The following is a 25,234-nucleotide window of genomic DNA, read 5'->3' as shown; positions in this document are numbered from 1 at the left end:
AGTGGTGGGAGGCCCACGTGCACGTTGAGTCAAGCGGTGAGGATCAGGCGGGGTACGCCGCCGCGACGGCGAAGATGACGGGAAGCATCCACCGATTTCGGGCGGCGGCCGCTGCTGGCACAGTGACGGTGGACGCCGACAGCGCGGAACGCATGGCCTCGAAGCTGGAAGCCATGGCCGAACGCGCGACTGATCGGCTGACCCGCGTCGCGTTCCTTGAACAGCGTGTTCGCCTGGGGTCGAGCCCGGTGGCCCTGGAGATGGCGGAGCAGACCAGGTTGTCGGCCTCGGGCACGCCGACCTCCGCCAAGGAGAACCTCCTCCTCTACATCGACGCCCTACGAGAACTCGCGGCGGCCATTCGAACGAGCGCCAGAACCACGGCCGAGACCGACTCCACCACCGCAGCTCAACTTGAGCAGACAGGAGAGCAGTTGTGACGAGGTCCCTCTCCACCCGGCGGTGGACGGCGGCGCCGACTGCGTTCGTCCTCGCCGGAGCGATCGCCGGGTGCACGACCGCGGAAGCCGGACGGTCCCTTCCGGTGGAGGAGGGCCCGACAGCTGTCGACACGTCCTCAGCGCATCCAGGCGCCAGTGGTACCCCTGATGCCACGGTCGGTGAGAAGTTGGCGGCGATGCACCCCTGCGAAGTGCTGTCCGATGAGCAGTTGGACGGGATCGGGCTCGATCCCGCGACCGCCACGCTCGACGACGTTGGGGTGATCTACGCCTGCAACTACCGTCCTGGGCCGGGTATCAGGCCTTCAGTAGCTCTCAACCTCGACACGTACGGCGGTGTAGACACACTTGAGCTGACCAACTACCAGCCGGAGGAGACGCAGGTCGGGTCGCTGCGCGCCCTTCGTATCACGGATTCCCTCGACATCGAGTTCTGCCAGTTCGCTCTGGACCTGGACGGGGAAGCGACCGTCTCGGTCATGGTCCGTGGAATTCGTGACGGTGGGTCGACGGATGAGCCGTGTGAGATGGCCGAGCGGGTGGCGACGGCGGTCGAACCCTTGCTGCCCAGGTAGTGCTGCGGTGGCCCGTGACTTCGTCTCCTCGATGCGGCGACGGCTGGTTCACCACCGTGAACAGTTGGCCTCCATTGTGCTCCCGATGGCCCGGGCGCTCAGCAGTCGTGCTTCACGGCCGTGCCGAAGGCGGCCGACAACCTACACCCGGCCCCGACGGCCGCCGCCGGCTGAGGAGAACTCACGCGGCGAACGCGAGGTAGGTGCCGAGTGTCAGGCCGGAGAAGGTGATGAGCTGGCGGGGCTTGAGGGCGCTGAACGCGGCGTGCATCACGATGCCGACGGCAACCGCGTAAGGCATCGTCTCCGGGATGAGCAGGGCGGGGGGCAACACGATCTCCACCACGATGACAGTGATTGCGACCAAACGCCAGAGGCGGATGTCGCGGGAGGTCAGGTTACCCGCGTGGCGGCGGACGAGGCCGGGAACGGCGTACTGGCGGTGGGGCAGCCGGTCCCTCACCTGGGTGTAGGTGTGGATCCACTGGGCGAGGTAGAGCCCGCTGCGAAACTGGCTGGAGCGGAGCTTCTGCCAGGCGCTGTTCCAGTAGATGTCGGTGGTGACAAGGACCAGGAGGCATTGCGACCAGGTGTTCTCCATGCTCAGGCCGTAGTCGACGTGCGGACCGTGACCCAGGTTTCCGGCGAGCAGGAGGCAAGCGCCGGTCAGCAGGGTGTAGCGGACAGCGTTGGGGCTACGGAGGTACAGCAACTCCATCGCGATACCCGCCAGGACTAGTAGTAGCGCGATCCGGGGTACGAAGCCGAGCGCCAGGGCGAGGGCGGCGGCCGTGCGAACCAGCAGCCCGGGTCGATAAAGGATGATCAGAGCCCGGGCACGGGCCTGACCGAAACGCTGCTTGGCAAGGTGGACACTCATCGACCCGGGAACGAATCGGTCCCAACCGCCCTGCCCGAACGCGAGAACGAAACGGGTGGTCAGCACGGCGCCGAAGATGATTCGAAACCACTGGAGCCGACCGGTGTCGGTGGGGTACTGGAAGCCGGAGGCAAGGGCGTCAAAGAACCACACGACTCTCCCTCACCTCGACGGGCTTTTCACCGTCAGCGGACAGCATGCGGCCGTGTCCGTCGATCCGGTCGTACCGGCCGCTCTCGATGAGGTGATCAAGAATCCTCTGAAGGGCAGAAGGGTTGAGGATGAAGGAACCCGGGGACAGGTGGTCGTAGACGTTCACGGGCTCGGCGCGTCCGTCCTTCGTGCCGATGAGGGTGACGATCGTGAAGGTGGCCCGGCAGAACATCCTCCATCGCAGCCAGTGGCCGGGTAGGGGCGTGAAACCGATGATCATCCAGACCACCAAGCCGAGGGTGACGGTCATCTGGACAGCGGACAGCACAGACACATGCATGAAACCTCCGGTGGGGAGGGTGAAAGGAAGTGCGGCTGCGCAGCCGGACGCTGTGATCAGCGCCGCTGCGTCAGCGTGGCCACCGCCTCTTCGAGGGTGATCTTCTCGTTCAGCAGGTTGGAGACCGTTTTCGTGATCGGCATCTCGATCTCATGGGCGCGAGCCAGGGCAAGGATCGCCTGGGCGGACTTGACGCCTTCGGTGGTCTGACGCGTGACGGCCGTTGCCTCTTGAACGCTAAGCCCCTGGCCGAGGTGGATGCCGAAGGTGCGGTTGCGGGACAACGAGGAGGAGCAGGTGGCTACCAGGTCACCCAGGCCGGACAGGCCGGACAGGGTGGTTCGGGTGGCACCCATGGCGACAGCCAGTCGAGTGGTCTCCGCGAGGCCACGAGTGATGAGCATGGCCTGTGCGTTGTGGCCAAATCCCATACCGGAAGCGATGCCCACGGCGAGGGCGATGACGTTCTTGACCGCGCCGCCCAGCTCACACCCGGTTACGTCGGTGCTGGTGTAGGGGCGGAAGTAGGTGGTGTGACAGGTCTGTTGGAACCGACGGGCAGCACTTTCGTCAAGGCACGCGATGGTGGCTGCGGCGGGCTGGCCGTCCATGATCTCGCGCGCCAGGTTCGGGCCGGACAGCACCGCGACCCGATCGGCGCTGACGCCGGTCACCTCGGTGATGATCTGGCTTGCACGCAGATGGCTCCCCTGCTCGATCCCCTTCATCAGAGAAACGATCACGGTGTGTTCCTCGATGTGCGGCGCCCAGGCGGCAAGATTGGGCTTGAGGGTCTGCGCGGGAATGGACAGCACCAGGAAGTCAGCGCCGTCCAGCGCGGCTGCGGCGTTGGTCGTCGCGTTCAGGGAAGCCGGCAGCTCGACGTCCGGGAAATAGTCCCGGTTGCGGCGCTCAGTGTTGATCCCGTCGGCGATCTCGCCACGGCGGGCGTGCATCGTGACACTGGTGCCGGCGTCAGCCAGGATCTTGGCCATGGTGGTGCCCCAGGCCCCGGCGGAGAATACTGCGGCACGAGCCGAAGGGTGGGTCACTGGTTGGTCCTCTCATCGAGGCTGTCGCCGGGCCCGCTGACCGTATCGGCCGTGCTGGGTGGCATCGGGAGAGTTGTGGGGCGGCGCAGGGTCATCAGGACCGCGCGTCGGTCCGGCAGGATGGGTAGCATCTGGTACGCCTCGCGCAGCATGCGCGAGGCCTGGATCTCGCCCAGCTCACGTCGGAGATCGTCGGCGTGGTCGATCCACAGCCGGTAGAGCCGGTTCCACAGGGCGGGCTCGGTTAGCTCGTACTGGGGCGGGAATCACTTGTCGACTGGAACTGTCCCGTGCGGACCTCGTTGTCCGTGTGGTGTGGCCAACACCAGGAGATGTGAACAGCCCGGTGGGTCGGAGGACCGTCGGACGCGACTTCGTCCAGGTGCTCGAGGTCAAGGAGCGTCCCGCTCGGTAGTTCAATGGGCCTCGTTGACGTCGGGCAGCTCCGTATCCGAGTGGAGGGCGCCGCCGTCGCGTTCGGTGCGGGCGGCTCACCAGCCGGGTCGTCTGGGTGGCTCACTGGGGTCGCGAAGTCCAGGCACTGGCATGGGCTCCCGTTGATGTCCCACCGTGCGGTGGGACCGTCCCGCCCCACGCGGCGGCTGCGCAACCAGCGTGGCAGCAGAAGGTTAGGCACCACTACGGAGTAGCCACCACGCCATTCGGACGAGCATTGCCCCGTGCCAGCGCACACAAACCTCGTCCTGCGGTGTCGACTGGGCAACAGGCAACGGGCAGCGACACCCCGGGAACACGGCGATTGAGGTGAACCGACCCCCGAACGCCTGGAGCCCCCGCGTCGCGGGGGCTCCACCACATCCGAGGAACGCTCAGAAGCGGTCGGACTTCACCGCCGCGATGAAGGCAGCGAAGGAGTCACGACCGACGACGAGGGTGCCAGCGTCCCGCTTCTTCGTGTCCCGGATACCCACGATGCCAGGCGCGCCGCCGACTTCGACGCATCCGCCGTTAGGTCCGCTACGGCTGGATTTTCTCCACCCCTTGAGCGTCTGTGTCACGTTGGTCCTGCCCTTCATACCTATCTCGGTACGTTGCGATGACCTTGGCGGACTCATCCGGGGTCATCGCCACGCCGGACAGCGTATCCACGGCCCTAACGTAGGTGCCGGTATCACTCGGACGATCCAGGTAGGTCCCGGTAGCAAGGTGTTCCAGGTACACCACCGGTGGTGCGTCAGTGAACTCGATGAGTGCGAACGTGCCCAGCGAGCCGGGCACTAGGTCCGGTGTCGGGGCCAGAGTTATGGGGATGATCCGCACAGTCGCTGTCGGATGAGAGATCAGTCGGGTGAGCTGGTCGGTCATCACGCGCGCACCACCAACCGGGCGCATCAATGCTGACTCGTCGATGTACGCGGTGTAGTCGGGTGCCGGCGGCTCGTTGAGGATTGACTGACGGCCCATCCTCGTGATCACCAGGTCGGCAGGGGCGTAAGGACCGTCCGCTGAGGCCAGCACAGCTCGTGCGTACGCACGGGTTTGGAGCAAGCCAGGGATCACCGTCGCGACGTCAGCTATTCGCATCGCCTCCTGCTCGTAACGGCCTCGACAGGAACCGGCGACCAGGTGGCCGGTTCGAGGGCACCAGCCCTGCTCGGCGGGGCAGCGGCGGCAGGGAACGGCACGAACGGGGTTCAGCGCGCGGGCAGGGCGATGCTGGCCGGCAGGCCCACCTCCCCGGACTCCGTGATGCCGCGCAGCGCGGTGATGGTGGCCCGGCCGGCGGCGAGGTGCGCGGCGTCCGTCCCGGGCGCGAAGTCGGGTTCCCCGACCATGGTGGTCATCCGCAGGTCGCTGTCGCCGGCGCGTTCCACCCGTGTCTGCACGGCGCCGAAGTGGCCGAGGCGGGCTCGGTGCAGTGTGTCGCAGGGACCGACGTCGTTGGGCACGTTCAGGTTGAACACCGTGCCGGCGGCGCACTCGGCGAGGAGGTGCCGGAGCGCGATGGGCACCACGTCGGCGGCCGTCTCCCAGTGCGGCTCGTCGACACCGGCCGACTCGTCCTCCACGCTGGAGTCGAGCGAGACGGCGATACCGCTGACCCCACCGAGACCGGCGGTCAGGGCGGCGCCGACCGTTCCCGAGTGCAGGACGGCCCGCCCGACGTTCGGTCCCCGGTTGATGCCGGAGAGCACGAGCTCGGGCGGATCGCCGAACGCCCCCTGGAGGGCGCTGAAGACGATGAACGCCGGTTGGGCTCCGACGGAGTACGCGGGCACACCGGGGAGGTCGGGGAGGTCGACGCGTTCCGAGGAGACCGCCCCGTCGCGCACGTGCGCGGTCAGGGCGGCGCTGCTGCCGCTGGCGTCGTGGGCCGGGGCCGCGACGGTGACCTCCGCGCCCTCCCGGACCGCCACCGCGGCCAACGCGTGCAACCCCGGAGAGTCAATTCCGTCGTCGTTGGTGACCAGTACCCGCACCCTCATCACCGTCCCGCTCCGCGCCTATGGCTGCTTCCGTCCGCCACGCCCGACGGCGCGCACCGTCCGGACCCGGCCTTTCCGCTCCGGTTCGTACCGCTGTCCGCCCGCTCCGCAGTCCGGCGGGCGGCGACCTCATCAGCACCCGGGAGTCTCAGGTCACGGCCTCCTCGACAGGGCGAATCCTGACCAGGTCCGACACCGCCAGGATCGCCTCGTCGCTCCCGGTGCCCAGCCCCCTGCGGGTCACGTTCACCGCTCCGGCGGCGGCACCGAGGGCGATGGCGTCCATCACCGAGCCTCCCCTGGCGATCCCGGCAGCCAGGCCCGCCGTCATCGAGTCGCCCGCGCCCCGGGGGTCGGCGGCATCCAGCTCGGGCACCGCGACCTCGTACCAGCTCTGGCCGACCAGCGCGAGCGAGGGATGGCCGACCCGCGACACGAGCACCGTGTCCGCGCCAGCCTGGCGGAGGCCTTCCATGCCGCGTCGGATGTCGCCGAGTTCGAGGCTGGTGGCGCGGCCGTCGGCGACGAGTTCCTGATCGCTGATCTTGAGCAGGTCGACGCCGCCCTCCAGGCTGGCGTCGAGCCGGGGGCCGGCCAGGTCCACCAGCACCTGGCAGCCGGTGGCCGAGAGGTTCGCGGCCAGCCTGCGGTAGACGTGGGTGGGCAGGACGTGCTCACCCGCCGGGCCGGAGAGGATCGCCACCCGGCTGCGCAGCCCCTCGGTGAACGCCGACTCGTACAACCGGTCGACCTCGTGCCGTCCGAGGGCGTCGCAGGGTGACTCCACGATCTCCACCCGTCCACCGCCCCGGCGGTCGTGCACGTATCCCCCGTTCTGGCTGGAGATCCGTTCCCCGGTGAGTTCGATTCCCTCGCCGCTGATCAGGCTGGCCAGTACCTGGCCGATCTCCCCGCCCAGCCCGGCCACCAGCCGGACCGGCACGTCGAGGGAGCGGAGCATCCTGGCCTGCCAGACACCCTGCCCACCCGGGTGGAGGTGGATGTCCGGTCGGCCGCCCCGGTCCTCGATGGTCACCGTCAACTGCGGCGACGGCGCGAAGATCATCACGGCGTCGCTCATGGTGTCGACCTACCCCGGGCCGGCGGCGCGGAAACCGCCCAGCTCGACACGAAGCCGACCCGAGCGGGTGGGGCTCCGCTGGCCCCGACCCCCCTTGCCACGTCCCGTGCGGTGCCGCGCCGAACGAGGGCCGCCACTACTCCGTTCGCACCCGGATGCGGGGTCCGGCACATAGCCGGGGCCGAGCGGGGAAACCCGAACGGGTGTCGACGACGACCAGGCCTGGCCAGACCGGGAGGAGACCGCGACGATGACGGCCACCACCCACGCGGTGCCCACGACCCGCACCCCCGACGACGCCTCGCTGCCCGACAGCGCGACCCTGCGGCGGTACCGCCGCACCGCCGACTACCTCGCCGCCGCGATGATCTACCTGCGGGGCAACCACCTGCTGCGGGAACCGCTCCGGCGGGAACACCTGAAACCGAGGCTGCTCGGCCACTGGGGGACCTGCCCCGGGATCACCTACCTCTACAGCGGCCTGAACCGGCTGGTCCGGCGCACCGGGCAACGGACCCTGCTCGTGACCGGCCCTGGCCACGGCGCGCCGGCGGTCCACGCGAACCTCTGGTTGGAGGGCACCCACCAGGACCACGATCCGGCCCTGTCCCGGGACGGGCGCGGGCTGGCCAGGCTCGTGGACGGGTTCTCCTGGCCGGGTGGCTTCCCCAGCCACCTCTCCCCCGAGGTCCCCGGGGTGATCCACGAGGGCGGCGAACTCGGCTACGCGTTGTCCACGGCGTTCGGCGCCGCCATGGACAACCCGGACCTGCTGGTGGCCTGCCTGGTCGGCGACGGTGAGGCCGAGACAGGGCCGACGGCGGCCTCCTGGCACGGATCGAAGTACCTGGACCCGGTCACCGGGGGCGTCGTGCTGCCCGTCCTGCACCGCAACGGCTACAAGATCTCCTCGCCCACCGTGTTCGGGACGATGGACGACGAGGAGGTCATCGCCTACCTCGCCGGCGCCGGCTGGTCCCCGTTGTTGGTGGACGTCGAGAGCACCGACGACCCGGACGCCCTGCTGTCGGCCACCCTCGACCGCGCCCACGAGGAGATCACCGCCGTCCAGACGAGCTACCGGCAGGGCTCGGCGACCCCGTCCCGACCGGTGTGGCCGATGATCGTCCTCCGCAGCCCCAAGGGTTGGGGCGCGCCGGAGCACGACGTGGACGGCACGCCGCTGGCGGGGACCTTCCACGCCCACCAGGTCCCGTTGGACGACGTCCACGACGATCCGGCGCAGCTGCGGCTGCTGGAACGTTGGCTGCGTTCCTACCGCCCGGAGGAGCTGTTCGACGAGGCCGGCCGCCCCCGCTCCGACGTCGTCTCGGTGCCGCCGAGCGGGGAGCTGCGCCTGGGCAGCGTCCCCGAGGCCAACGGGGGCCGGCTGCTCCGGCCGCTCCCGCTGCCCCCGGTCGAGGAGCACGCCGTCGACGTCCCCGAGCCGGGTGGGGCCACCGTCGGCGCCACCCCGGTGCTCGGTTCCTGGCTGGCGGACCTGGTGCGCCGCACCGAGGCGAGCAGGGACTTCCGCGTCGTCTGCCCGGACGAACTGGTCTCCAACAAGCTCGGGGCGATCCTGGACGTCACCGACCGGGCCTACACCTGGCCGGTCGACGAGTACGCCGAACACCTGGGCCGGGGCGGGCGGGTGCTGGAGGTCCTCTCCGAACACCTGTGCCAGGGCTGGTTGGAGGGGTACCTGCTCACCGGCCGGCACGGGCTCTTCCCCTGCTACGAGGCGTTCGCCTCGATCGTGGACAGCATGGTCAACCAGTACGCCAAGTTCCTCAAGATGTCGGCGGAGGTGCCGTGGCGGGAACCGGTGGCGAGCCTGAACTACCTGTTGACCAGCGAGGGGTGGCGCCAGGAGCACAACGGCTACAGCCACCAGGGGCCGGGCTTCATCAACAACCTGCTCACCAAGAAGGCCTCGGTCAGCCGGGTCCACCTCCCACCCGACGCCAACACCCTGCTGGTCACCATGCGGCGGTGCCTGGAGACGCGTGACCGGATCAACCTGGTCGTGGCCGGCAAGCAGCCCGGTCCGCAGTGGTTGGACCTCCCGGCAGCCGAACGGCACTGCCGGGCGGGGGCCGGCGTGTGGGAGTGGGCCTGCCACGACGGGAACGGCGCGGCGAACCCGGCCGAGCCGGACGTGGTGCTGGCGTGCGCCGGGAACATCCCCACGACCGAGGTCCTGGCGGCCGCGTGGCTGCTGCGCCGCCAGGCCCCGGACCTGCGGGTTCGGGTGGTCAACGTCGTCGACCTGCTCTCGCTGTCACCGCGTGACCGGCATCCGCACGGGATGTCGGACACCGACTTCACGCGCTGCTTCGGCACGGACGTGCCTGTCGTGTTCGGCTTCCACGGCTACCCCTCCGCCGTGCATGACGTGCTGCACGGGCGCGGGGTCAGCGACAGGGTGCACGTCCACGGCTACCTGGAGGAGGGTACGACCACGACCCCCTTCGACCTGCTCGTCAGCAACCGGATGAGCCGCTACGACCTGGCCGCCGACGCGGTGACCAGGGCGACCGGCTGGTCCTCGGCGGGCGGGGAGCTCGCCGAGTCCCTCGCCGGTGACCGGGACCGGCTGCGCCGGTACGCCTACCGGGAGGGAGCCGACGCGCCGGAGTTCACCGAGTGGCGGTGGTCGGCGTGACGAGGGTGCTGACGGTGAACGCCGGTTCGTCCAGCCTCCAGCTGCACCTCGTGGAGCTCCCGGAACCGCGCGTGGTGGACTCGGCGGCGGTGGAACGCCCGCCGGGCAGCGCCGAGGCGGAGCGGGAGCTGGACGACTTCCTCTCCCGCACCGACCCGTCGGGGGTCGCCGGGGTCGGACACCGCCTGGTGCACGGTGGTCGGGAGGTGCGGGCACCCACGCTGGTCGACCGCTCCTCGGTGGCGTCGGTGCGGGCCGCGGCCGGGCTGGCGCCGTCCCACGTGCCGGCCGCGATGCGCCTGGTGGACACCCTGCTGAGCAGGCTGCCCGACCACCCACACGTGTGGTGCCCCGACACCGCGTTCCACGCCGAGCTGCCCGAGGTCGCGACCACCTACCCGCTGCCAGCCGAGTGGACCCGGCGGTACGGGTTGCGGCGGTACGGGTTCCACGGGCTGTCCTACGGCTGGGCGCTGCGGCGGGCGACCGCCCTGCTCGGTGACCTCGGCCGGCCCGCCGACCAGCTGCTGCTCACCCACCTCGGTGGTGGGTGTTCGGTGAGCGCGGTCCGGGACGGGCGGAGCGTGGACACCTCGATGGGGATGACACCCCTGGAGGGAATGCCGATGACCACCCGGTCCGGCAGCGTCGACCCGGGGTTGCTGCTCTGGCTCACCAGCCGGGACGGCGCCGGGTTGTCATGGGAGGACCTCGACGAGGCGCTGCGCCGGCGTTCGGGCCTGCTGGGCCTCTCGGACGGGCTGTCGGCGGACACCCGGGACCTGGTGCGCGCCGCGGGGGCGGGTGACGCCACCGCGGCGCTGGCGTTGGACGTGTTCGCCCGTGGGGTGAGCCGGGAGCTGGCGGCCGCCGCCACCAGCCTGGATCGGGTGGACGCCCTCGTGTTCACCGGGGAGATCGGCTGGGACCAGCCCGAGGTGCGCGCGGCGGTGTGCCGGCGGCTGAACGTGCTGGGTGTGGAGGAGCCGGTGGTCGGCGACCGCGCCGAGGACGGGCTCGTCTCGGCGGGGGACGCCTCGGTGCCGGTCCTCGTGGTCGAACCGCGCGAGGAGCTGGGGATCGCGGTCGACACGGCCGGGGTCGTCGACGGTCTGTCCTCCCGGTGAGTGATCTCGGACGTTTCGGTGCTCGCCGCCCGGGTACGCCCGGCGGAGAAGCGGTCGTCCTCGGGCGACGACCGGGAACGGTCCGACCGACCAGATGGAGGTGAGAGACCATGCCTGGCTGGGACAGCCTCCCGGACACGCTGCGCCGCTCCCCCAAGAAGGCGCAGCGCACGTGGGTGAAGGCGCACGACTCGGCCATCGACAGCTACGGCGAGGGCCGGCGGGCCCACCAGGTCGCCTACGCCGCGCTGAAGCACTCCTACGAGAAGGTCGGCGACCACTGGGAGGCCAAACCGGAACGGGGGCCCTCGGATTCGCGGGCCCGGCGGGGCGCGAGCAGCTCGGGCGGGCGGTCCCGGTCGGGCGTCGACGCCAACGCGACCAAGGAACACCTGTACGAGGTGGCGAGGGAACTGGACCTGCCGGGCAGGTCGAAGATGAGCAAGAGCGAGCTGGTGCGCGCCATCGAGCGGACCAACGCCCGGGAGACGGCCCGCGCGCGACGCTGAGCGCGGGCCCACCGGGCCGGACGCATCACTCGTTCGGGACGGGGATGTCGGCCTCGTCGACCTCGCCGGTCCGGCAGAATGCGGCACCGGAGGTCCTCCCGGGCCGAGCCAGACCTGTGACAGCCCCGCATCCCGACCCGTGCCGGTAGCTCCGACGGCACTTCCCTGCGCCCAGCTCCCCCACGGGACCCGGAGGCGGCGGCTCCGGCGCGTGCGGGGTGTGGATGAGTGACGAGTCCGGCAGCGCGACCGTCGATCCCCAGCGGGGGCTGACCGAGGAGCAGGTGGCGACCCGGGTCGCCGAGGGCCGCACGAACGACGTGCCCGCCCGCGCCAGCCGCACCGTCTCCGAGATCGTCCGCGCGAACGTCCTCACCCGGTTCAACGCCATCATCGGGGTGCTCTTCGCCATCATCCTGGTGATCGGGCCCATCCAGGACGGCCTGTTCGGTTTCGTCATCGTGGTCAACACCGCGATCGGCATCGTGCAGGAGCTGCGGGCGAAGCGGACCCTCGAACGGCTGGCGATCATCGGGGAGGCCCGACCGAGGGTGGTGCGGGACGGCCGGGCCCGCGAGGTGCCGCCCGCCCGGGTGGTGCTGGACGACGTCGTCGAACTCGGTGCGGGTGACCAGGTGGTCGTGGACGGCGTGGTGACCACGGCCTCCGGTCTGGAGATCGACGAATCGCTGCTCACCGGGGAGGCCGACCCGGTGGTCAAGGAGCCCGGTGACAGAGTCCTCTCCGGAAGCTTCGTCGCCGCCGGCAGCGGCCGCTACCAGGCGACGAGGGTGGGGCGGGAGGCCTACGCGGCCAGGCTGGCCGAAGAGGCGAGCCGCTTCACCCTGGTGCACTCGGAGCTCCGGTCGGGCATCGACCGCATCCTCCGGTTCATCACCTACCTGTTGGTCCCGGCGGGCGCTCTCATCATCTACAGCCAGTTCACCCTCGCAGACGAGGCGCTCCCCGACGCGGTGCGGGGCATGGTCGCGGCCTTGGTGCCCATGGTTCCGGAGGGGCTCGTCCTGCTGACCAGCATCGCGTTCGCGCTGGGCGTGATCCGCCTGGGCCGGCGGCACTGCCTGGTGCGGGAGCTGCCGGCGATCGAGGGTCTGGCCAGGGTCGACGTGGTGTGCGCCGACAAGACCGGCACCCTCACCGAGAACGGGATGCGGCTCGCCGACCTCCGGCCCGTCGGCGCCGGTGGGGAGGTCGACCCCGGGCTGGTGCTGGCCGCCCTCGCCGCCACCGACCCGAGGCCCAACGCCAGCCTGCTGGCCCTGCGGGAGGCGTTCCCCGAACCACCGGGGTGGGGGGTGGCGGCGACGGTGCCGTTCTCCTCGGCCCGCAAGTGGAGCGGGGCCCGGTTCACCGAGGCCGGGGACTGGGTGCTCGGCGCTCCCGACGTCCTGCTGCCAGGCACGGATCCGCTGCTCGCCGAGGTCGGCGAGGCCGCCAGCCAGGGGTTGCGGGTGTTGCTGCTGGGGCGGCCCGCCGGCGCGGTGGACGATCCGGCCGGCCCGGGTGTGGTGGAGCCGGCGGCCCTGGTGGTGCTCGAACAGCGGATACGGTCGGACGCGCGGGACACCCTGCGGTACTTCGCGGAGCAGGGCGTCACCGTCAAGATCATCTCTGGGGACAACGCCACGTCGGTGGGAGCGGTGGCCGCCCGACTGGACCTGCCGAACGCGGACCGCCCCCTGGACGCCCGGGGGCTGCCGACCGATCCCCGCGAACTGGCCGAGGCCGTGGACGGGCACTCCGTCTTCGGCAGGGTGACGCCGGCCCAGAAGCAGGACATGGTCGTCGCTCTCCGGTCCCGGGGGCACACGGTCGCGATGACCGGGGACGGTGTCAACGACGTGCTCGCCCTCAAGGACGCCGACATCGGGGTCGCGATGGGCTCGGGCAGTCCGGCGAGCCGGTCCGTGGCGCGGATCGTGCTGCTGGACAACCGGTTCGCCACCCTGCCGCACGTGGTCGCCGAGGGGCGCCGGGTTATCGGCAACATCGAACGGGTCGCCAACCTCTTCCTGACGAAGACGGTCTACTCGGTGCTGTTGGCGATCATGGTCGGGATCGCGCAGGTGCCCTTCCCGTTCCTGCCGAGGCACCTCACGCTGATCGGCGCGCTCACCATCGGCGTGCCGGCGTTCTTCCTGGCCCTGGCCCCGAACGCGGAGCGGGCACGTCCCGGTTTCGTCAACCGGGTGATGCGGCTCGCCCTGCCGGCCGGGGTGATCGCGGCGACGGCGACCTTCGTGACCTACTGGTGGGTCAGCGGTCGGGCCGACGGTTCCGCCGAGCAGCACGGGACGGCGACCCTGGTCACCCTCTACGTGGTGGCGACCTGGGTGTTGGTCATCATCGCGCGCCCCTACACGTGGTGGAAGGTCGTCCTGGTGGCCGGCATGGTCGGGCTGTTCCTGCTCGTGCTGGCGTTCCCGTCCTCCCGGGCGTTCTTCGCGCTCGACCCGGGCGGGGTGGGCGCGGTGCTCACGGCGCTGGCCGTCGCGGGGGTCGCGGTGGTCCTCGTCGAAGTCGCGTGGTCGCTCGACGGGTGGTTGCGTTCCCGCCCCTCCTGAGACGGGGACACCACCCGCCCACCGGAGTGGGTGTGCCCAGAGGTTGGGTGCGGCACGACCTGCCCTGGCTGACGTGGCCCCTCACCCCGCCGCTCCGGCCGGCCCCGGCGGCTCCACCAGCGCCCCGGGCCGACGGCGACGGGTCCCGCTCCACGGGGGATCAGGTCACGTCGTCGTAGTCCCGCCGGATCTCCTTGCTGTCCGTGGCCTGCTCGGGACCACTCGGCGTCAGGTCGAGCCGGGAGGGCTCGTCGAGGTCGCCGCCCGCGAGACCGGCCGCCGCCAGCTTCTTGGCCTTGCGCCTGTCGTGCAGCCAGGCGATCTGACTGGCCGCGCCGAACAGCAGGCACAGCGCGATCGCGAGCACCACCATCGACACCGGGTCCTGACCCGGGGTGACCAGCGCGGCGAAGCAGAACAGCGAGAAGGTGATGCCCCGCCACCAGCTCTTGATCTTGGCGAAGGGGAGCACCCCGGCGAAGTTGAGCATCACCACGAGCAGGGGGAGCTCGAAGCTGATGCCGAAGATCATCAGGAGCAGCAGGACGAAACTGATGTACTCCCCACCCGTCAGCGACGTGAAGAACTGGTCGCCGCCGAAGGAGGTCATGAAGCGCAGCCCCTGCGGGGCGACGTTGTAGGCGAGGACCGCGCCCACGGCGAAGAGCACCGACGCGAAGCCGACGAACAGCCCGGCGAACTTGCGCTCCCTGGCGTAGAGGCCCGGGGTGATGAAGGCCCAGATCTGGTACAGCCAGATCGGGGAGCCCAGGACCAGCCCGGCGGCGAAGGCCACCTTCAGCTGGAGCATGAAGACCTCGAAGGGGGCCGTCTGCATCAGCTGGCACTGGCCGTCGTTGGGCTCGAAGCGGATCTCGGTGGGCAGGGCGCAGTAGGGGGCGGTGAGCAGCTCACCCAGCGAGGGCAGCACCCACACCGAGTTGGTGAACCACAGGAAGCCGAGCACGGTGGTCACCACGAGCGCGGCGAAGGCGACCGTGAGCCGGTACCGCAGCTCGTACAGGTGCTCCATCAACGGCATCGTGCCGTCGGGGTTGGCACGCCGTCCCCACCTGCGACCGATCCCGCGACGCCGGAACCTGCTCAGCGTCTTGACCAGGCGCAGTGCCTTCAATCCTCGAACCACGACCGGGGGCCCCGCCGTTTCCGTGAACGCCGGCCGTGATCAGCGGCGGCTGTCGTCAGTGCTCTGCTGCTCGGCCTGTACCGGTTGCGCGTTGGTGACGGGCTGCGCGACGACCGGCTGACCTGGCGTGATCTGCTGCTGCGGAGCGGGCTGCGCCGCCGGCTGCTGCTGCGCCGCCTGGTCCTGGGACTCGGCCGCCTCGTCGTCCTTCTTGAAGCCCTTGGTCTCGGCGCGCAGGATGCGCGCCGACTGGCCGAGCGACCTGGCCATCTGCGGCAGCTTCGAGGCGCCGAAGAGCAGCACCAGAACGCCCACGATGATCAGGAGCTGCCATCCTCCGATTCCACCCACGGTGGACCTCCTCTCTCACTACCGGCCGATGTTACGCAGCCAGACCCCGATTTCACGAGACCCACGGGACACCTTAGGCCCCCATGCGCCATTCCGAACGGGCACGCCCCGGGCAGCCACCCCAGTGACGGTCAGCGGAGAAGCGCGGGACATCCCGCGTTCACGCACCCGACGTGGCGACCGCGTCACCCTCCGCCGACGTCCGGCCGGGAAAGCAGCCACCCATCCGCCCGCGCGGGGAGGAAACGCACTCATCGGGTGCGCACCCGGACCGAGGGCGACGACGCGAAGAGCACGGAGGTGGGGCGCGCGGCCCCGAACGGCTGTTCCCCGCGCCGCGAGGAGACCTGAGCCACACCCTGAAATACTTGAACGCTCTACTTCGTTGCGGATCGCGGTGGCTCCGCCCCGCCAACCCCGATCCAGATCCCGATCCGATCTCCAGGAGCATTGCCCGATGACCAGCACGACGACCCCGCACATCACGATCTCCCCTGAGAGCCAGGAACAACTGTTCCGCGAGGCCAGGACCGCGAACACCTTCACTGACGAGCCGGTCACCGACGAGCAGGTGCGAGCGATCTACGACCTGGTGAAGTGGGCGCCGACGTCCATGAACCAGCAACCGCTGCGCGCGACGCTCGTGCGGTCGCCCGAGGCCAGGGAGCGCCTGGTCGGGCACATGGCCGACGGCAACAAGGAGAAGACCGGCAACGCCCCGCTGGCCGTCATCCTGACCGCCGACACCGACTTCCACGAGCACCTGCCGAGCCAGTTCCCGCCCGTGCCGAACGCGAAGGACTTCTTCGCCGAGGCGACCGGCCGGGAGAGCTCCGCTCGCCTGAACGCGACCCTCCAGGTCGGCTACTTCATCCTCGGCGTGCGCGCGGCCGGACTGGCCGCCGGCCCCATGACCGGCTTCGACGCGGCCGGCATCGAGGCGGACTTCTTCCCCGAGGGCAACCAGCGGGTGCTCGCGGTGGTCAACGTCGGCCGACCCGGCCCCGACGCCTGGTACCCGCGTCTGCCGCGACTGGAGTACGACCAGGTGGTCAGCTCCGTCTGAGGCGGGGCTTCCGCCCCCGCTCCCCGGGCGACATCCGGCGGCGACACCAAGGGCGGCACAACTTCACGCACGACTCGCGCGCGATGTCCGGAACGGCCGGTTCGATCCATTGATCGGACCGGCCGTTGTCGTGTATTGAGAGGGAAACACCTGGTCACCCGGGCCGTCGCCGCTTCCCGCGCATTTTTCCGCGCGCAGCCTTTACACCCATCCGGACTACATGCAAGATGTATGCAATCTGCGTTCATCGGGGTACGGGGGTGAGGAAGCTGTGCTCGTCAACAGCGTGATCATGCGGGGCGGCACCAGCAGGGGCCTGTTCTTCCACGAGCGGGACCTCCCCCGGGAGCCCGCCGCCCGCGACGAGGTGATCCTCCGCGCGATGGGCAGCCCCGACCCCCACGGACGGCAGATCGACGGGCTCGGCGGTGCCACCTCCAGCACCAGCAAGGTCGCCGTCATCAGCCCAGGCACCCGGGGCGCGGACGTCGACTACGAGTTCTGCCAGGTCTCGATCGACGCCGCCGTGGTCGACCGGGGCGGGAACTGCGGGAACCTCTCCGCCGCCGTGGGCCCCTTCGCCGTGGACGAGGGGCTCGTCACCCCCGGGGCGGGCACCACCCGGGTCCGCATCCACAACACCAACACCGGCAAGATCATCGTGGCCACCGTCCCCACCAGGGACGGCCGCTTCGATCCCACCGGCGACTTCGCGATCCCCGGGATCCCCGGCACCGGATCCCGCATCCAGCTCGACTACCTGGACCCCGGGGGTTCCCGCACCGGTTCCCTCCTGCCCACCGGCAGCCCCCAGGAGACCCTGGACGTGCCCGGGCTCGGGGAGATCCCGGTGACGCTGATCGACGCGGCCAACCCCTTCGTCCTGGTCCGCTGGCGCGACCTCGGGCTCACCGGCCGGGAGACCCCCGACGAGCTGGACACCGACGTCGACCTGCTGGCCAGGCTGGAGCACGCCCGCACGGCCGGGGCCGTGCGCATGGGGCTCGCCGCCAGCCGGGAGGAGGCCGGCGCCACGCTCAGGGCCGTCCCGAAGCTGGCACTCGTCGGCCCGCCGACCACCTACCAGGCCACCGACGGCACCACCGTCGACGCGGCGGCCACCAGCCTCCGGGTCGCGGCGCTGTCCATGGGCCAGGTGCACCGCGCGCTCCCGGTGACCGCCGGCATCTGCCTCGCGGTCGCCGCCGGCGTCGACGGCACGGTCGTCGCCGAACAACTGCGGCCCGACGACGGCGGGTCGGAACGAGTCATCGGCCACCCCTCCGGAACCCTCGCCGTCGCCGCCGAACCACACCTGACCGCGAACGGCTGGACCGTCGACCGCGTCAGCGTCTTCCGCACCGCCCGCCGACTCATGGCCGGCCAGGTGCACGTCTAGCGCCTTCCGCTCCGACCCCGCCCGACCGGCGGCGCGTCGAACACCTCCCCGCACCGGCACGGCCGGTGTTCCCGGCTCGTCCCGGAACACCGGCGGCGTCGGCGACCCCGCACACCCACCGCCCTTCGCCACACCCACCCGTTCTCATGGAGGTCGAAGACGCAATGACGCGGCTCTTCCGACGCCGGGGCACCGCCCTGGCCGTCCTCACCACGGCCGCCCTGCTCGGCGCGGCCTGCGCGACACCCAACCCCCACGGGACGATGGCCGACGCCCACGAGGGCGACCCGCTCCCGTCCCGGGTCCGGGTCCTGATCCCCTACGCCGAAGGCGGCGGGACCGACGTCTGGGGGCGCTTCATCGGCAACCACCTCGGCGGGCACATCGAGACCGGCACGAGGTTCGTACCCGAGAACGTCCCCGGTGGCGAGAGCATCATCGGCTCCAACCGGTACGCGCGCAGCGCCGGCAACGACGGCTCCGAGGTCCTGGTGTCCTCCGGCACCACCTACTTCCAGTACCTGCTGGGGCGCCCGGAGGTCGAGTTCGACTTCGGCGAGATGCGCCCCCTCGTGATCAACGGCTCCGGCGGCGTCATCTACGGCTCGGTCGAGGGCGGGGTGACGTCCGTGGACGACCTCTTCTCCCCCTCGACGCCGCTCCAGTACGGCGGCATCAGCATCACCGGCCTCGACCTCAGCGCCGTCCTCGCCTTCGAGGTGTTGGGGCTCGACGTCACCTCCACCTTCGGGTTCGAGGGGCGGGGGCCGGCGCGGCTGGCCATCGAGCGCGGCGAGCTCAACGTCGACTACCAGACGACGTCCGGCTTCCTCACCCAGGTGCAACCGCTCATCGACGAGGGCCGGGCGGTCCCCCTGATGTCGCTGGGACAGCTCGACGACGCCGGCGAGGTCATCCGCGACCCGAACGTGCCCGACCTGCCGACCGTCCCCGAGGTGTACGAGGAGCACTACGGCGAATCGCCCTCCGGTCCCGGCTGGGACGCCTACAAGACCTTCCTCGCGGCCGGCTTCTCGTACCAGAAGGGGCTGTGGGTCCGCGAGGACACCCCGGACTCCGTCGTCCAGCCGGTCTTCGACGCGGTGCGCGAACTCCAGCGGGACGAGGCCTTCCTCGAACAGGGTCGCGAGGTCCTCGGCGGCTACCCCCTCTACGCCGGCGACGAGGTGGAGGAGTCGGTGCGCGCCGCGCTGCGCCTCGACGACTCCGTGCGCGAGTACGTCCTCGACCTGCTCGCCGAGAACTACGGCACGGTCATCGCCGGCTCCTGACCGGTCTCCCTCCCGAACCCAACACCGTCTCCACGGAACACACAGACAGGCGGTTCCACCATGCTCGACGCAGCGGCCTCCGCGCTGGGGGGCTTCCTCGATCCGCAGATGATCCTCATGCTGATCTCCGGCGTCCTCGCCGGTCTGGTCATGGGCATCATCCCGGGGCTCGGGGGCACCGGGGCGGTCGCCATCCTGTTGCCGTTCGTGTTCGTCCTCGAACCGCAGCAGGCCCTCGCCCTCATCATCGGCGCGACCGCCGTGATCCACACCTCGGACACGATCACCGCCGTGCTGATCGGGGTCCCCGGTTCGGCCTCGGCGACCGTGACGACCCTCGACGGTCACGCGATGGCCAAACAGGGGCAGGCGGCCCGGGCGCTGTCGATCGCCTTCATCTCCTCGATGGTCGGCGGTCTCGTCGGTGCGATCGGCCTGACCCTGGCCATCCCGCTGGCCCGCCCGCTGGTGCTGATGTTCGGCTCACCGGAGCTGTTCATGCTCACCGTGCTCGGCATCAGCCTCGCCGCCCTGCTCTCCAGGGGCAACGTCGCCAAGGGCCTGCTGGCCGGCGCCTTCGGACTGCTGATCGGCCAGATCGGCGCCGCCCCCGCGGCGGCCGAGTACCGCTTCACCTTCGGCTCGTTGTTCCTGACCGAGGGGCTCGACCTGGTCGCGGTCGCCCTGGGCACCTTCGGCATCGCCGAGATCATCGCGCTCATCGCCAGGAAGACCAGCGTCGCCTCCAAGACGGGGATCGGCGGCGGCTGGGGTCGCGGGTTCCGCGACGTCCTGACCCACTGGGGGCAGGTGCTGCGCGGAGCGCTCGTCGGCGTCTGGGCCGGCGTGCTCCCCGGCATCGGGGCGACCGCCGGCAGCTGGATCGCCTACGGCCAGGCCATCGCCACCTCGAAGGACAAGCGGAGGTTCGGCAAGGGCGACCCGCGTGGCATCGCCGCGCCGGAGGGCGCGAACACCTCGATCGCCGCCGGTGACCTGATCCCCACCCTCCTCTTCGGGATCCCGGGGAGCGCCGCCGCCGCCCTGCTGCTGGGAGCGCTGCTGGTCTTCGGCATCGAACCGGGACCACGGCTGATCACCCAGGACCTGGACCTCGTCTACACCATCATCTGGTCCTTCGCCCTGGCCGCCGTGCTCGGCGCGGCGCTGTGCTTCCTGCTCGCGGCACCGCTGGCCCGGCTGAGCTTCATCCGCTTCCCCGTCCTGGCCGGCGGCCTGGTCGTCATCATGTTCGTCGCCGCCTTCCAGGCCTCGCAGGAGTTCGGCGTCATGCAGGTGATGCTGCTGCTCGGCGTGTTCGGCTGGCTGATGAAGATGTGCGACTACCCGAGGGCGCCCTTCCTCATCGGATTCGTCCTGAGCATCCCGCTGGAGCGGTACTACTTCCTCACGGAGAGCCTCTACGAGCCGACCGAGTGGCTCACCAGGCCGGGCGTCGTGGTCATGATCGCCATCCTGCTGGCTCCGCTGCTCTTCAAGCTCGTCAAGGCGCTGCTGCGCGCCCGGCGGCAGCGGAACGCGGCCCCCGCCTCGGTCGGCGCCGGCGCCACCTCCGAGGGCACGTCCCCGGGCGCCGCGGGCTCGGGAACCGACACCGACGACCAGGGCGAGCGCTCGAACGACGCCACCACCGGCGGCGACGGTGCGGCCGCCGAACCGGTCATCAGCGAACCCGGACCGACGTTCACCGGCACCTACTGGCCGATGTCCCTCGCCGGGGTCTTCCTCGTGGTCTTCGGCGGGGCCTGGGTGATGAGCCAGGGCTTCGGCGAGGACGCCAGGCTGGTTCCCCAGCTGGTCGCCGGCATCGGGGTCCTGCTGACCCTCGTCGTCGGCGTCCAGGAGTACCGGCGGTGGCGGGAGGAACGCGGGCGCGACTCGGAGTGGCGCACCGAGGTGAAGTGGACCGCGCACGCCCTCGGCTGGCTGTGCCTGTTCCTCGCCATCACCTGGGTGATCGGTGCGGTGCTCGCGGCCGCCGTGTTCGTGCCCCTGTTCCTGTGGAGGGTCGCGTCGATGCGGCCCGTCCCGATCGCGATCTACACGTCGGTGGTGGTCGCCGCGCTCGTCCTGCTCCAGGTCCTCGCGGACATCAGCATGCCGATGGGCTGGTTCACCCCGGCCTTCCTGGCCTGACACCGTCCTGGGCGGCGGGTCGGTACGCGCCGGCCCGCCGCCTCGGCGTCTCCGCCGTGGACCACTCGGGAGGCGGGGAGGCCAGCCCCACGACAGCGAAGGGGGACGACGTGCTCACGCTCCCGGCGCGCGCACGCGGCGGACCGGGGCACGAGGCGACGCGGGGCCCTCGGGGCGGGACCGCGCTCGCCGGATCGGGGCGGGCCTCCAAGGGCACCTGCTGCCCCGAAGCGGGTTCCCGGGGGGCGGGGGCGCGGCACCGGCCAAGCCCCGCACGGCAGCGCGGGAGGGAGGCGGCGCGAACCGCCTCAGGTGTTGAGCAGCACGGCCAGCCGGATCTCCCTGGCGCTGCGCATGTGCTGCTTGGCGGCGGCCTCGGCGGCGTCCGGGTCACCCTGCTGGATGGCCCGCACGATCGCGTCGTGCTCCTCGATGGCGGAGGCCGGACGGCCAGGACGGGCGAAGGTCGTCGGCGGGAGGCGGCGCACCGCCTGTTCGGCCTGGGCCAGGAAGCGGTCCAGGTAGTGGTTGCCCGCCGCCTCCCTGATGAGCCGGTGGAACTCGATGTTCTGCTTGGCGAGCCGCTCGACGTTGGGCCGCTTGGCGGCCTTGGCCATCTCCGCCTGGACCGCGTCCAGCCTGCCGATCAACTCCGGGGTGGGCCTCAGCGCGGCCAGCCGCGCGGCGAGCCCCTCGAGGTTCTCCCGGATGACGTAGAGCGCGAGGATGTCCTCCAGGGACATCGGCGCGACGACGGTGCCCTGGTGGGCCGTCTTCACCGTCAGGCCCTCGTCGGACAGCCTGCGCAACGCCTCCCTGACGGGTGTTCGGCTCACCTGGAGCGCGGCGGCGATCTCGTCCTCGCGCAGCCACGTGGACGGGGGCAACGCACCGTCGAGGATCGCCTCCCGCAGCGCGTCCGACACGGCGTCGGTCGTCCGTCCCCAGGTCGGCTTGCCGTCGAGGTAGCGCGGCAGGGCGGCCACCGGCGAGTCGTGGGCCGGTCCCGTCACGGCCGAGGCCGGGGAGCCGGGGCTACCGGAGCCACGCTTGGAGGGCGGACGGCTGCGGTTACTTTCTGAGGCCACAACAGAACGTTACTTCGCGGACGGGGTGAAGTCCCATGGTGGTGGCCAGAGCGAAACCTGGTTCTCCCGCCGGCGACCCCCCGGCCGGCCAGCGGTGGAGTGGTCACCCGGCCGCCAGGCGCTCGACCACGGCGGCGGTCACCGCGCGGGTCCCGCCCTCCGGTCGCCCGTCGGCGAGCCGCACCGCACCGTCGGCGAAGGCGCCGTGCACGGCGGCCCGCACCGCGTCCCCGGCGGCCGGCAGGCCCGCGTGGTCGAGCAGCAGCGCGCCGGCCAGGACCTGGGAGACCGGGTTGGCGAGGTCGCGGCCGGCCAGGCTGGGCGCGCTGCCGTGGATCGGCTCGAAGTAGGCGGCATCCGCCCCGACGTTGGCCGAGGGGCACATCCCGAGTCCCCCGACGGTGGCCGCTCCCAGGTCGCTGAGGATGTCGCCGAGGAAGTTCTCCATGACCAGCACGTCGAAGTGCCCCGGGCTCGCCACCAGGTCGTGGGCGGCGGCGTCGGCGTACCGGAAGTCGTGCTCGACGTCGGGGTAGTCGGCGGCGACCTCCTCGAAGATCTCCCGGAAGAACGCGAAGCTGCGCAGCACGTTGCTCTTGTCGACGCAGGTCACGCGGCTCACACCGTCGGCTGGCGCACCCCGCCGGGTGCGGGCCAGGTCGAAGGCGTGGCGGACGACCCGTTCGACGCCGTGCCGGGTCATCATCAGCTGGTCGACGGCGGCGCGGTCGTTGCGCACCCCGACACCCCGGGACAGGTAGAGGCCCTCGGTGTTCTCCCGGACGATGACGTAGTCGATGTCCCCCGGCGCGTACCTGGTCGGCGTGGCGACGCCCGGCAGCAGGCGCATGGGCCGCACGTTGGCGTAGGTGTCCAGGCCGCCCCGCAGCAGGCCGCCCAGCAGCCCGGCCTCCGTGCCGTCGGGGCGCCGCACGTCGGGCAGGCCCACGGGTCCCTTGAGCAACCCGTCGTACCCCCGCGCCCGGTCGAGGACCCCGGGGGCCAGCGCCTCCCCGGTGCGCCGGTAGGTGTCGGCGCCGCCGTCCTCGCGGACCAGCTCCAGCCGGTGGCCGACTCCGGCCACGGCGGCGTCGAGCACCTCGACGGCGGAGGCCACCAGTTCGGGTCCGATCCCGTCGCCCTCGATCACGCCGATCGTCAGCGTCCGCGCAACCTCGTCCCTACTTTGCATTCAATGAGTATGCAATACTCGCCCCACTGAGGGCCAGCGTCGCGACGACCGGGGTTGAGGTTGGCGCGAGAACCCCGCCCCAGCCGCCAGGGGACGACCCCTCCCGGCCGGCGGAGGCGCCTGGTCACGAATCGGACCAACCTGCGAGACGGCGGGAGGCAGCATGTCGATTGCGGTACCAGCGGTGCTGATGCGCGGGGGTACCAGCAAGTGCTGGACCTTCGACCTGCGGGAACTCGACGGCCTGACCGACGACCGGGACGGGCTGCTCCTCCGCGCGTACGGCAGTCCCGACCTGCGCCAGGTGGACGGGGTCGGCGGCGCCACCTCCACCACGAGCAAGGCGGCCCTGCTGGCCCCATCCCAGCGCGATGGAGTGCACGTTGAATACACGTTCGCGCAGATTGGTATCGCCGAGGCGAAGGTGGACTGGAGCAACAACTGCGGGAACTGCGCCACCGTCGTCGGCCTCTACGCCGTCCAGCAGGGGTGGGTCGCCCCGACCGGCGACCTCACCAGGGTCATGGTGCTCAACACCAACACCGGCAAGCTGATCGCCCAGGACGTGCCCACCCCCGGCGGGCACCCCACCAACGAGGGCGAGGTGCGCATCGACGGTGTGCCCTTCCCCGGCCCCGGTATCCGGATGGGCTTCGTCCGACCGCAGGGGGCCGTCACGGGTCGCCTGCTCCCGACCGGGCGCGCGGTCGACCACCTCGACACCGAGCGGGGCCCGGTCCGGGCGACGCTGGTCGACGCCGGCAACCCGTCGGCCCTGCTGTGGGGCCCCGACCTGGGTCTCGACGGCACCGAACTCCCCGCGCGAGTGGACGGGGACACCGACCTGCTCCGGGTGTTGGACCAGGCCAGGGCGCACGCCTCCGAACTCATGGGCATCGCCCCCGACCGGGCGCGTGCCGCCGAGGTGTCCAGGGCCATCCCCAAACTCGCCTGGCTGGCCCCGAGCACCGACCAGCGCACGCTGTCCGGGGAGGCGGTCCGCGCCGACGAGGCGGACGTCTCCGCGCGCATGTTGTCGATGGGGCGGACCCACCCGGCGCTGGCGGTGACGGTCAGCGTCGCTGTCGCCGCCGCGGCCGCGACGCCGGGGACCGTCCTCCCGGAGAGCGCGCGGCACCGCGACCCGCTGCGCCTGAGCACGCCCTCCGGCGTCCTCCCGCTGTGGACCAGCAGCGAGGACGGCGAGCTGGACACCGTGTTCGTGCTGCGGAACGCCCGCCGGCTCGCCACGGCGACCCTGGACGTCCCCACGTCGGCGGCCCTCGGCTGACCCTGGCCGGGTGGGCCCTCCCCGATCTCCGCCGGCCCCCGGGGCCTCCTCCGGGGGCCGGCACCCGGAACGGCGGCGCCGCCCCGCCACGAAGGGCAGTGGCGGTGGGGCGGCGCGTCCTCGGGACCGCCCGCGCGCCCCGGGCGGTCCCCACCCGACCTGTCGACGGGCCGACCCGCTGGCCACTCGACCAGCCACGGGCGAGCGCCCTCGGGGCACCCCACCCCACGGGGGACGCGCGGCCGCCCCTCGGAAGGCCCCGACGATCCGCACCGATGGCATGTCCGCGACGGCCTCCGCGCCCCGGCCCCCGAACCGGGGGGACCCCCGCCACCCGCTGACCGCACCACCACCCGGCGGCGCGTCGACTGCC

Annotated in this window: 22 protein-coding genes; 11 read left to right on the top strand and 11 right to left on the bottom strand. The window is 71.2% G+C overall.

Features of this window, described 5'->3' with window-relative positions:
• Positions 1-17: 17 nt before the first annotated feature.
• Both C1701_RS17445 and C1701_RS17440 read left to right on the top strand, forming a co-directional pair.
• On the top strand, positions 18-440 hold the full coding sequence (locus C1701_RS17445) for a hypothetical protein (RefSeq protein ID WP_026418654.1): 423 nt from the start codon (positions 18-20) through the stop codon (positions 438-440).
• Positions 437-1,036, top strand: a complete 600-nt coding sequence (locus C1701_RS17440; RefSeq protein WP_026418655.1) for a DUF3558 domain-containing protein — start codon at positions 437-439, stop codon at positions 1,034-1,036. The genes C1701_RS17445 and C1701_RS17440 overlap by 4 nt, the downstream gene beginning before the upstream one ends.
• 181 nt (positions 1,037-1,217) lie before the next feature.
• On the opposite strand, the gene C1701_RS17435 is transcribed toward C1701_RS17440, so the two are convergent.
• From C1701_RS17435 to C1701_RS17405, 7 genes are all read right to left on the bottom strand, one after another.
• Positions 1,218-2,069, bottom strand: coding sequence for a hypothetical protein (locus C1701_RS17435; protein WP_026418656.1), 852 nt, complete (start codon positions 2,067-2,069; stop codon positions 1,218-1,220).
• Positions 2,056-2,379, bottom strand: coding sequence for a hypothetical protein (locus tag C1701_RS17430; protein ID WP_211215252.1), 324 nt, complete (start codon positions 2,377-2,379; stop codon positions 2,056-2,058). Before C1701_RS17430 ends, C1701_RS17435 begins: the two co-directional genes overlap by 14 nt.
• An 86-nt stretch (positions 2,380-2,465) precedes the next feature.
• A complete protein-coding gene (locus tag C1701_RS17425; protein ID WP_337661794.1) occupies positions 2,466-3,404 on the bottom strand; it encodes an NAD(P)H-dependent glycerol-3-phosphate dehydrogenase in 939 nt (312 codons plus the stop codon).
• A gap of 887 nt (positions 3,405-4,291) precedes the next feature.
• Positions 4,292-4,498, bottom strand: coding sequence for a DUF397 domain-containing protein (locus C1701_RS17415; protein ID WP_051313892.1), 207 nt, complete (start codon positions 4,496-4,498; stop codon positions 4,292-4,294).
• Positions 4,440-5,006 (bottom strand): DUF5753 domain-containing protein, encoded by a 567-nt coding sequence (locus C1701_RS27660; RefSeq protein WP_337661793.1) that lies wholly within the window; start codon positions 5,004-5,006, stop codon positions 4,440-4,442. Before C1701_RS27660 ends, C1701_RS17415 begins: the two co-directional genes overlap by 59 nt.
• Positions 5,007-5,116: 110 nt before the next feature.
• Entirely contained in the window at positions 5,117-5,908 is a 792-nt protein-coding gene (gene surE / locus C1701_RS17410) for a 5'/3'-nucleotidase SurE (RefSeq protein ID WP_035293308.1), read from the bottom strand.
• 148 nt (positions 5,909-6,056) lie between these two features.
• Positions 6,057-6,989 carry a PfkB family carbohydrate kinase gene (locus tag C1701_RS17405; protein WP_026420777.1) on the bottom strand — a complete coding sequence of 311 codons (933 nt, stop codon included), beginning with the start codon at positions 6,987-6,989 and terminating at the stop codon, positions 6,057-6,059.
• 250 nt (positions 6,990-7,239) lie between these two features.
• Between C1701_RS17405 and C1701_RS17400 the strand changes: the two genes are divergently transcribed.
• From C1701_RS17400 to C1701_RS17385, 4 genes are all read left to right on the top strand, one after another.
• Entirely contained in the window at positions 7,240-9,657 is a 2,418-nt protein-coding gene (locus tag C1701_RS17400; RefSeq protein ID WP_103056272.1) for a phosphoketolase family protein, read from the top strand.
• A complete protein-coding gene (locus C1701_RS17395) occupies positions 9,654-10,784 on the top strand; it encodes an acetate kinase (protein WP_035274140.1) in 1,131 nt (376 codons plus the stop codon). Before C1701_RS17400 ends, C1701_RS17395 begins: the two co-directional genes overlap by 4 nt.
• Before the next feature lie 110 nt (positions 10,785-10,894).
• Positions 10,895-11,293 (top strand): ChaB family protein, encoded by a 399-nt coding sequence (locus tag C1701_RS17390; protein ID WP_026420780.1) that lies wholly within the window; start codon positions 10,895-10,897, stop codon positions 11,291-11,293.
• 224 nt (positions 11,294-11,517) lie between these two features.
• On the top strand, positions 11,518-13,878 hold the full coding sequence (locus tag C1701_RS17385; protein ID WP_103056271.1) for an HAD-IC family P-type ATPase: 2,361 nt from the start codon (positions 11,518-11,520) through the stop codon (positions 13,876-13,878).
• A 160-nt stretch (positions 13,879-14,038) separates the two neighbouring features.
• Here C1701_RS17385 and tatC read toward each other — a convergent pair whose 3' ends face one another.
• The gene (tatC, locus tag C1701_RS17380; RefSeq protein ID WP_081715770.1) at positions 14,039-15,013 is read right to left on the bottom strand and encodes a twin-arginine translocase subunit TatC; all 975 of its coding nucleotides are present in this window, start codon (positions 15,011-15,013) and stop codon (positions 14,039-14,041) included.
• A 51-nt stretch (positions 15,014-15,064) separates the two neighbouring features.
• Positions 15,065-15,376 carry a Sec-independent protein translocase subunit TatA gene (gene tatA, locus C1701_RS17375; protein WP_026420783.1) on the bottom strand — a complete coding sequence of 104 codons (312 nt, stop codon included), beginning with the start codon at positions 15,374-15,376 and terminating at the stop codon, positions 15,065-15,067.
• A gap of 457 nt (positions 15,377-15,833) precedes the next feature.
• Between tatA and C1701_RS17370 the strand changes: the two genes are divergently transcribed.
• The 4 genes from C1701_RS17370 (at position 15,834) to C1701_RS17355 (ending at position 21,290) form a co-directional block, all read left to right on the top strand.
• Positions 15,834-16,442 carry a malonic semialdehyde reductase gene (locus tag C1701_RS17370; RefSeq protein ID WP_026420784.1) on the top strand — a complete coding sequence of 203 codons (609 nt, stop codon included), beginning with the start codon at positions 15,834-15,836 and terminating at the stop codon, positions 16,440-16,442.
• Positions 16,443-16,713: 271 nt separating this feature from the next.
• Complete coding sequence (locus tag C1701_RS17365) at positions 16,714-17,841, top strand: 2-methylaconitate cis-trans isomerase PrpF family protein (RefSeq protein ID WP_103056270.1); 1,128 nt, start codon at positions 16,714-16,716, stop codon at positions 17,839-17,841.
• A 164-nt stretch (positions 17,842-18,005) separates the two neighbouring features.
• Positions 18,006-19,133 (top strand): Bug family tripartite tricarboxylate transporter substrate binding protein, encoded by a 1,128-nt coding sequence (locus C1701_RS17360; protein WP_103056269.1) that lies wholly within the window; start codon positions 18,006-18,008, stop codon positions 19,131-19,133.
• 60 nt (positions 19,134-19,193) lie between these two features.
• A complete protein-coding gene (locus tag C1701_RS17355) occupies positions 19,194-21,290 on the top strand; it encodes a tripartite tricarboxylate transporter permease (protein ID WP_103056268.1) in 2,097 nt (698 codons plus the stop codon).
• Positions 21,291-21,598: 308 nt separating this feature from the next.
• Here the strand turns inward: C1701_RS17355 and C1701_RS17350 are convergent, their stop codons facing one another.
• Entirely contained in the window at positions 21,599-22,276 is a 678-nt protein-coding gene (locus C1701_RS17350; RefSeq protein ID WP_016699176.1) for a GntR family transcriptional regulator, read from the bottom strand.
• A 205-nt stretch (positions 22,277-22,481) separates the two neighbouring features.
• A complete protein-coding gene (locus C1701_RS17345; protein ID WP_337661792.1) occupies positions 22,482-23,570 on the bottom strand; it encodes an isocitrate/isopropylmalate dehydrogenase family protein in 1,089 nt (362 codons plus the stop codon).
• A gap of 163 nt (positions 23,571-23,733) precedes the next feature.
• Here C1701_RS17345 and C1701_RS17340 point away from each other — a divergent pair, with 163 nt between their 5' ends.
• On the top strand, positions 23,734-24,861 hold the full coding sequence (locus C1701_RS17340; RefSeq protein ID WP_103056266.1) for a PrpF domain-containing protein: 1,128 nt from the start codon (positions 23,734-23,736) through the stop codon (positions 24,859-24,861).
• Positions 24,862-25,234 lie beyond the last annotated feature (373 nt).

Source organism: Actinoalloteichus sp. AHMU CJ021 (assembly GCF_002895405.1).
GTDB classification, from domain to species: Bacteria; Actinomycetota; Actinomycetes; order Mycobacteriales; family Pseudonocardiaceae; genus Actinoalloteichus_B; species Actinoalloteichus_B caeruleus.
This window is presented reverse-complemented; position numbering and strand designations above follow the sequence as displayed.

Bases quoted from the DNA above. Each gene is read 5' to 3' on its own strand.
- C1701_RS17430 (WP_211215252.1), bottom strand. From the start codon at position 2,379: ATGACCGTCACCCTCGGCTTGGTGGTCTGGATGATCATCGGTTTCACG.
- C1701_RS17425 (WP_337661794.1), bottom strand. From the start codon at position 3,404: ATGGCCAAGATCCTGGCTGACGCCGGCACCAGTGTCACGATGCACGCC.
- surE (WP_035293308.1), bottom strand. From the start codon at position 5,908: ATGAGGGTGCGGGTACTGGTCACCAACGACGACGGAATTGACTCTCCG.
- C1701_RS17345 (WP_337661792.1), bottom strand. From the start codon at position 23,570: ATGCAAAGTAGGGACGAGGTTGCGCGGACGCTGACGATCGGCGTGATC.
- C1701_RS17400 (WP_103056272.1), top strand. From the start codon at position 7,240: ATGACGGCCACCACCCACGCGGTGCCCACGACCCGCACCCCCGACGAC.
- C1701_RS17355 (WP_103056268.1), top strand. From the start codon at position 19,194: ATGCTCGACGCAGCGGCCTCCGCGCTGGGGGGCTTCCTCGATCCGCAG.
- C1701_RS17390 (WP_026420780.1), top strand. From the start codon at position 10,895: ATGCCTGGCTGGGACAGCCTCCCGGACACGCTGCGCCGCTCCCCCAAG.
- C1701_RS17370 (WP_026420784.1), top strand. From the start codon at position 15,834: ATGACCAGCACGACGACCCCGCACATCACGATCTCCCCTGAGAGCCAG.
- C1701_RS17415 (WP_051313892.1), bottom strand. From the start codon at position 4,498: ATGAAGGGCAGGACCAACGTGACACAGACGCTCAAGGGGTGGAGAAAA.
- C1701_RS17405 (WP_026420777.1), bottom strand. From the start codon at position 6,989: ATGAGCGACGCCGTGATGATCTTCGCGCCGTCGCCGCAGTTGACGGTG.
- C1701_RS17340 (WP_103056266.1), top strand. From the start codon at position 23,734: ATGTCGATTGCGGTACCAGCGGTGCTGATGCGCGGGGGTACCAGCAAG.
- C1701_RS17385 (WP_103056271.1), top strand. From the start codon at position 11,518: ATGAGTGACGAGTCCGGCAGCGCGACCGTCGATCCCCAGCGGGGGCTG.
- C1701_RS17360 (WP_103056269.1), top strand. From the start codon at position 18,006: ATGACGCGGCTCTTCCGACGCCGGGGCACCGCCCTGGCCGTCCTCACC.
- C1701_RS27660 (WP_337661793.1), bottom strand. From the start codon at position 5,006: ATGCGAATAGCTGACGTCGCGACGGTGATCCCTGGCTTGCTCCAAACC.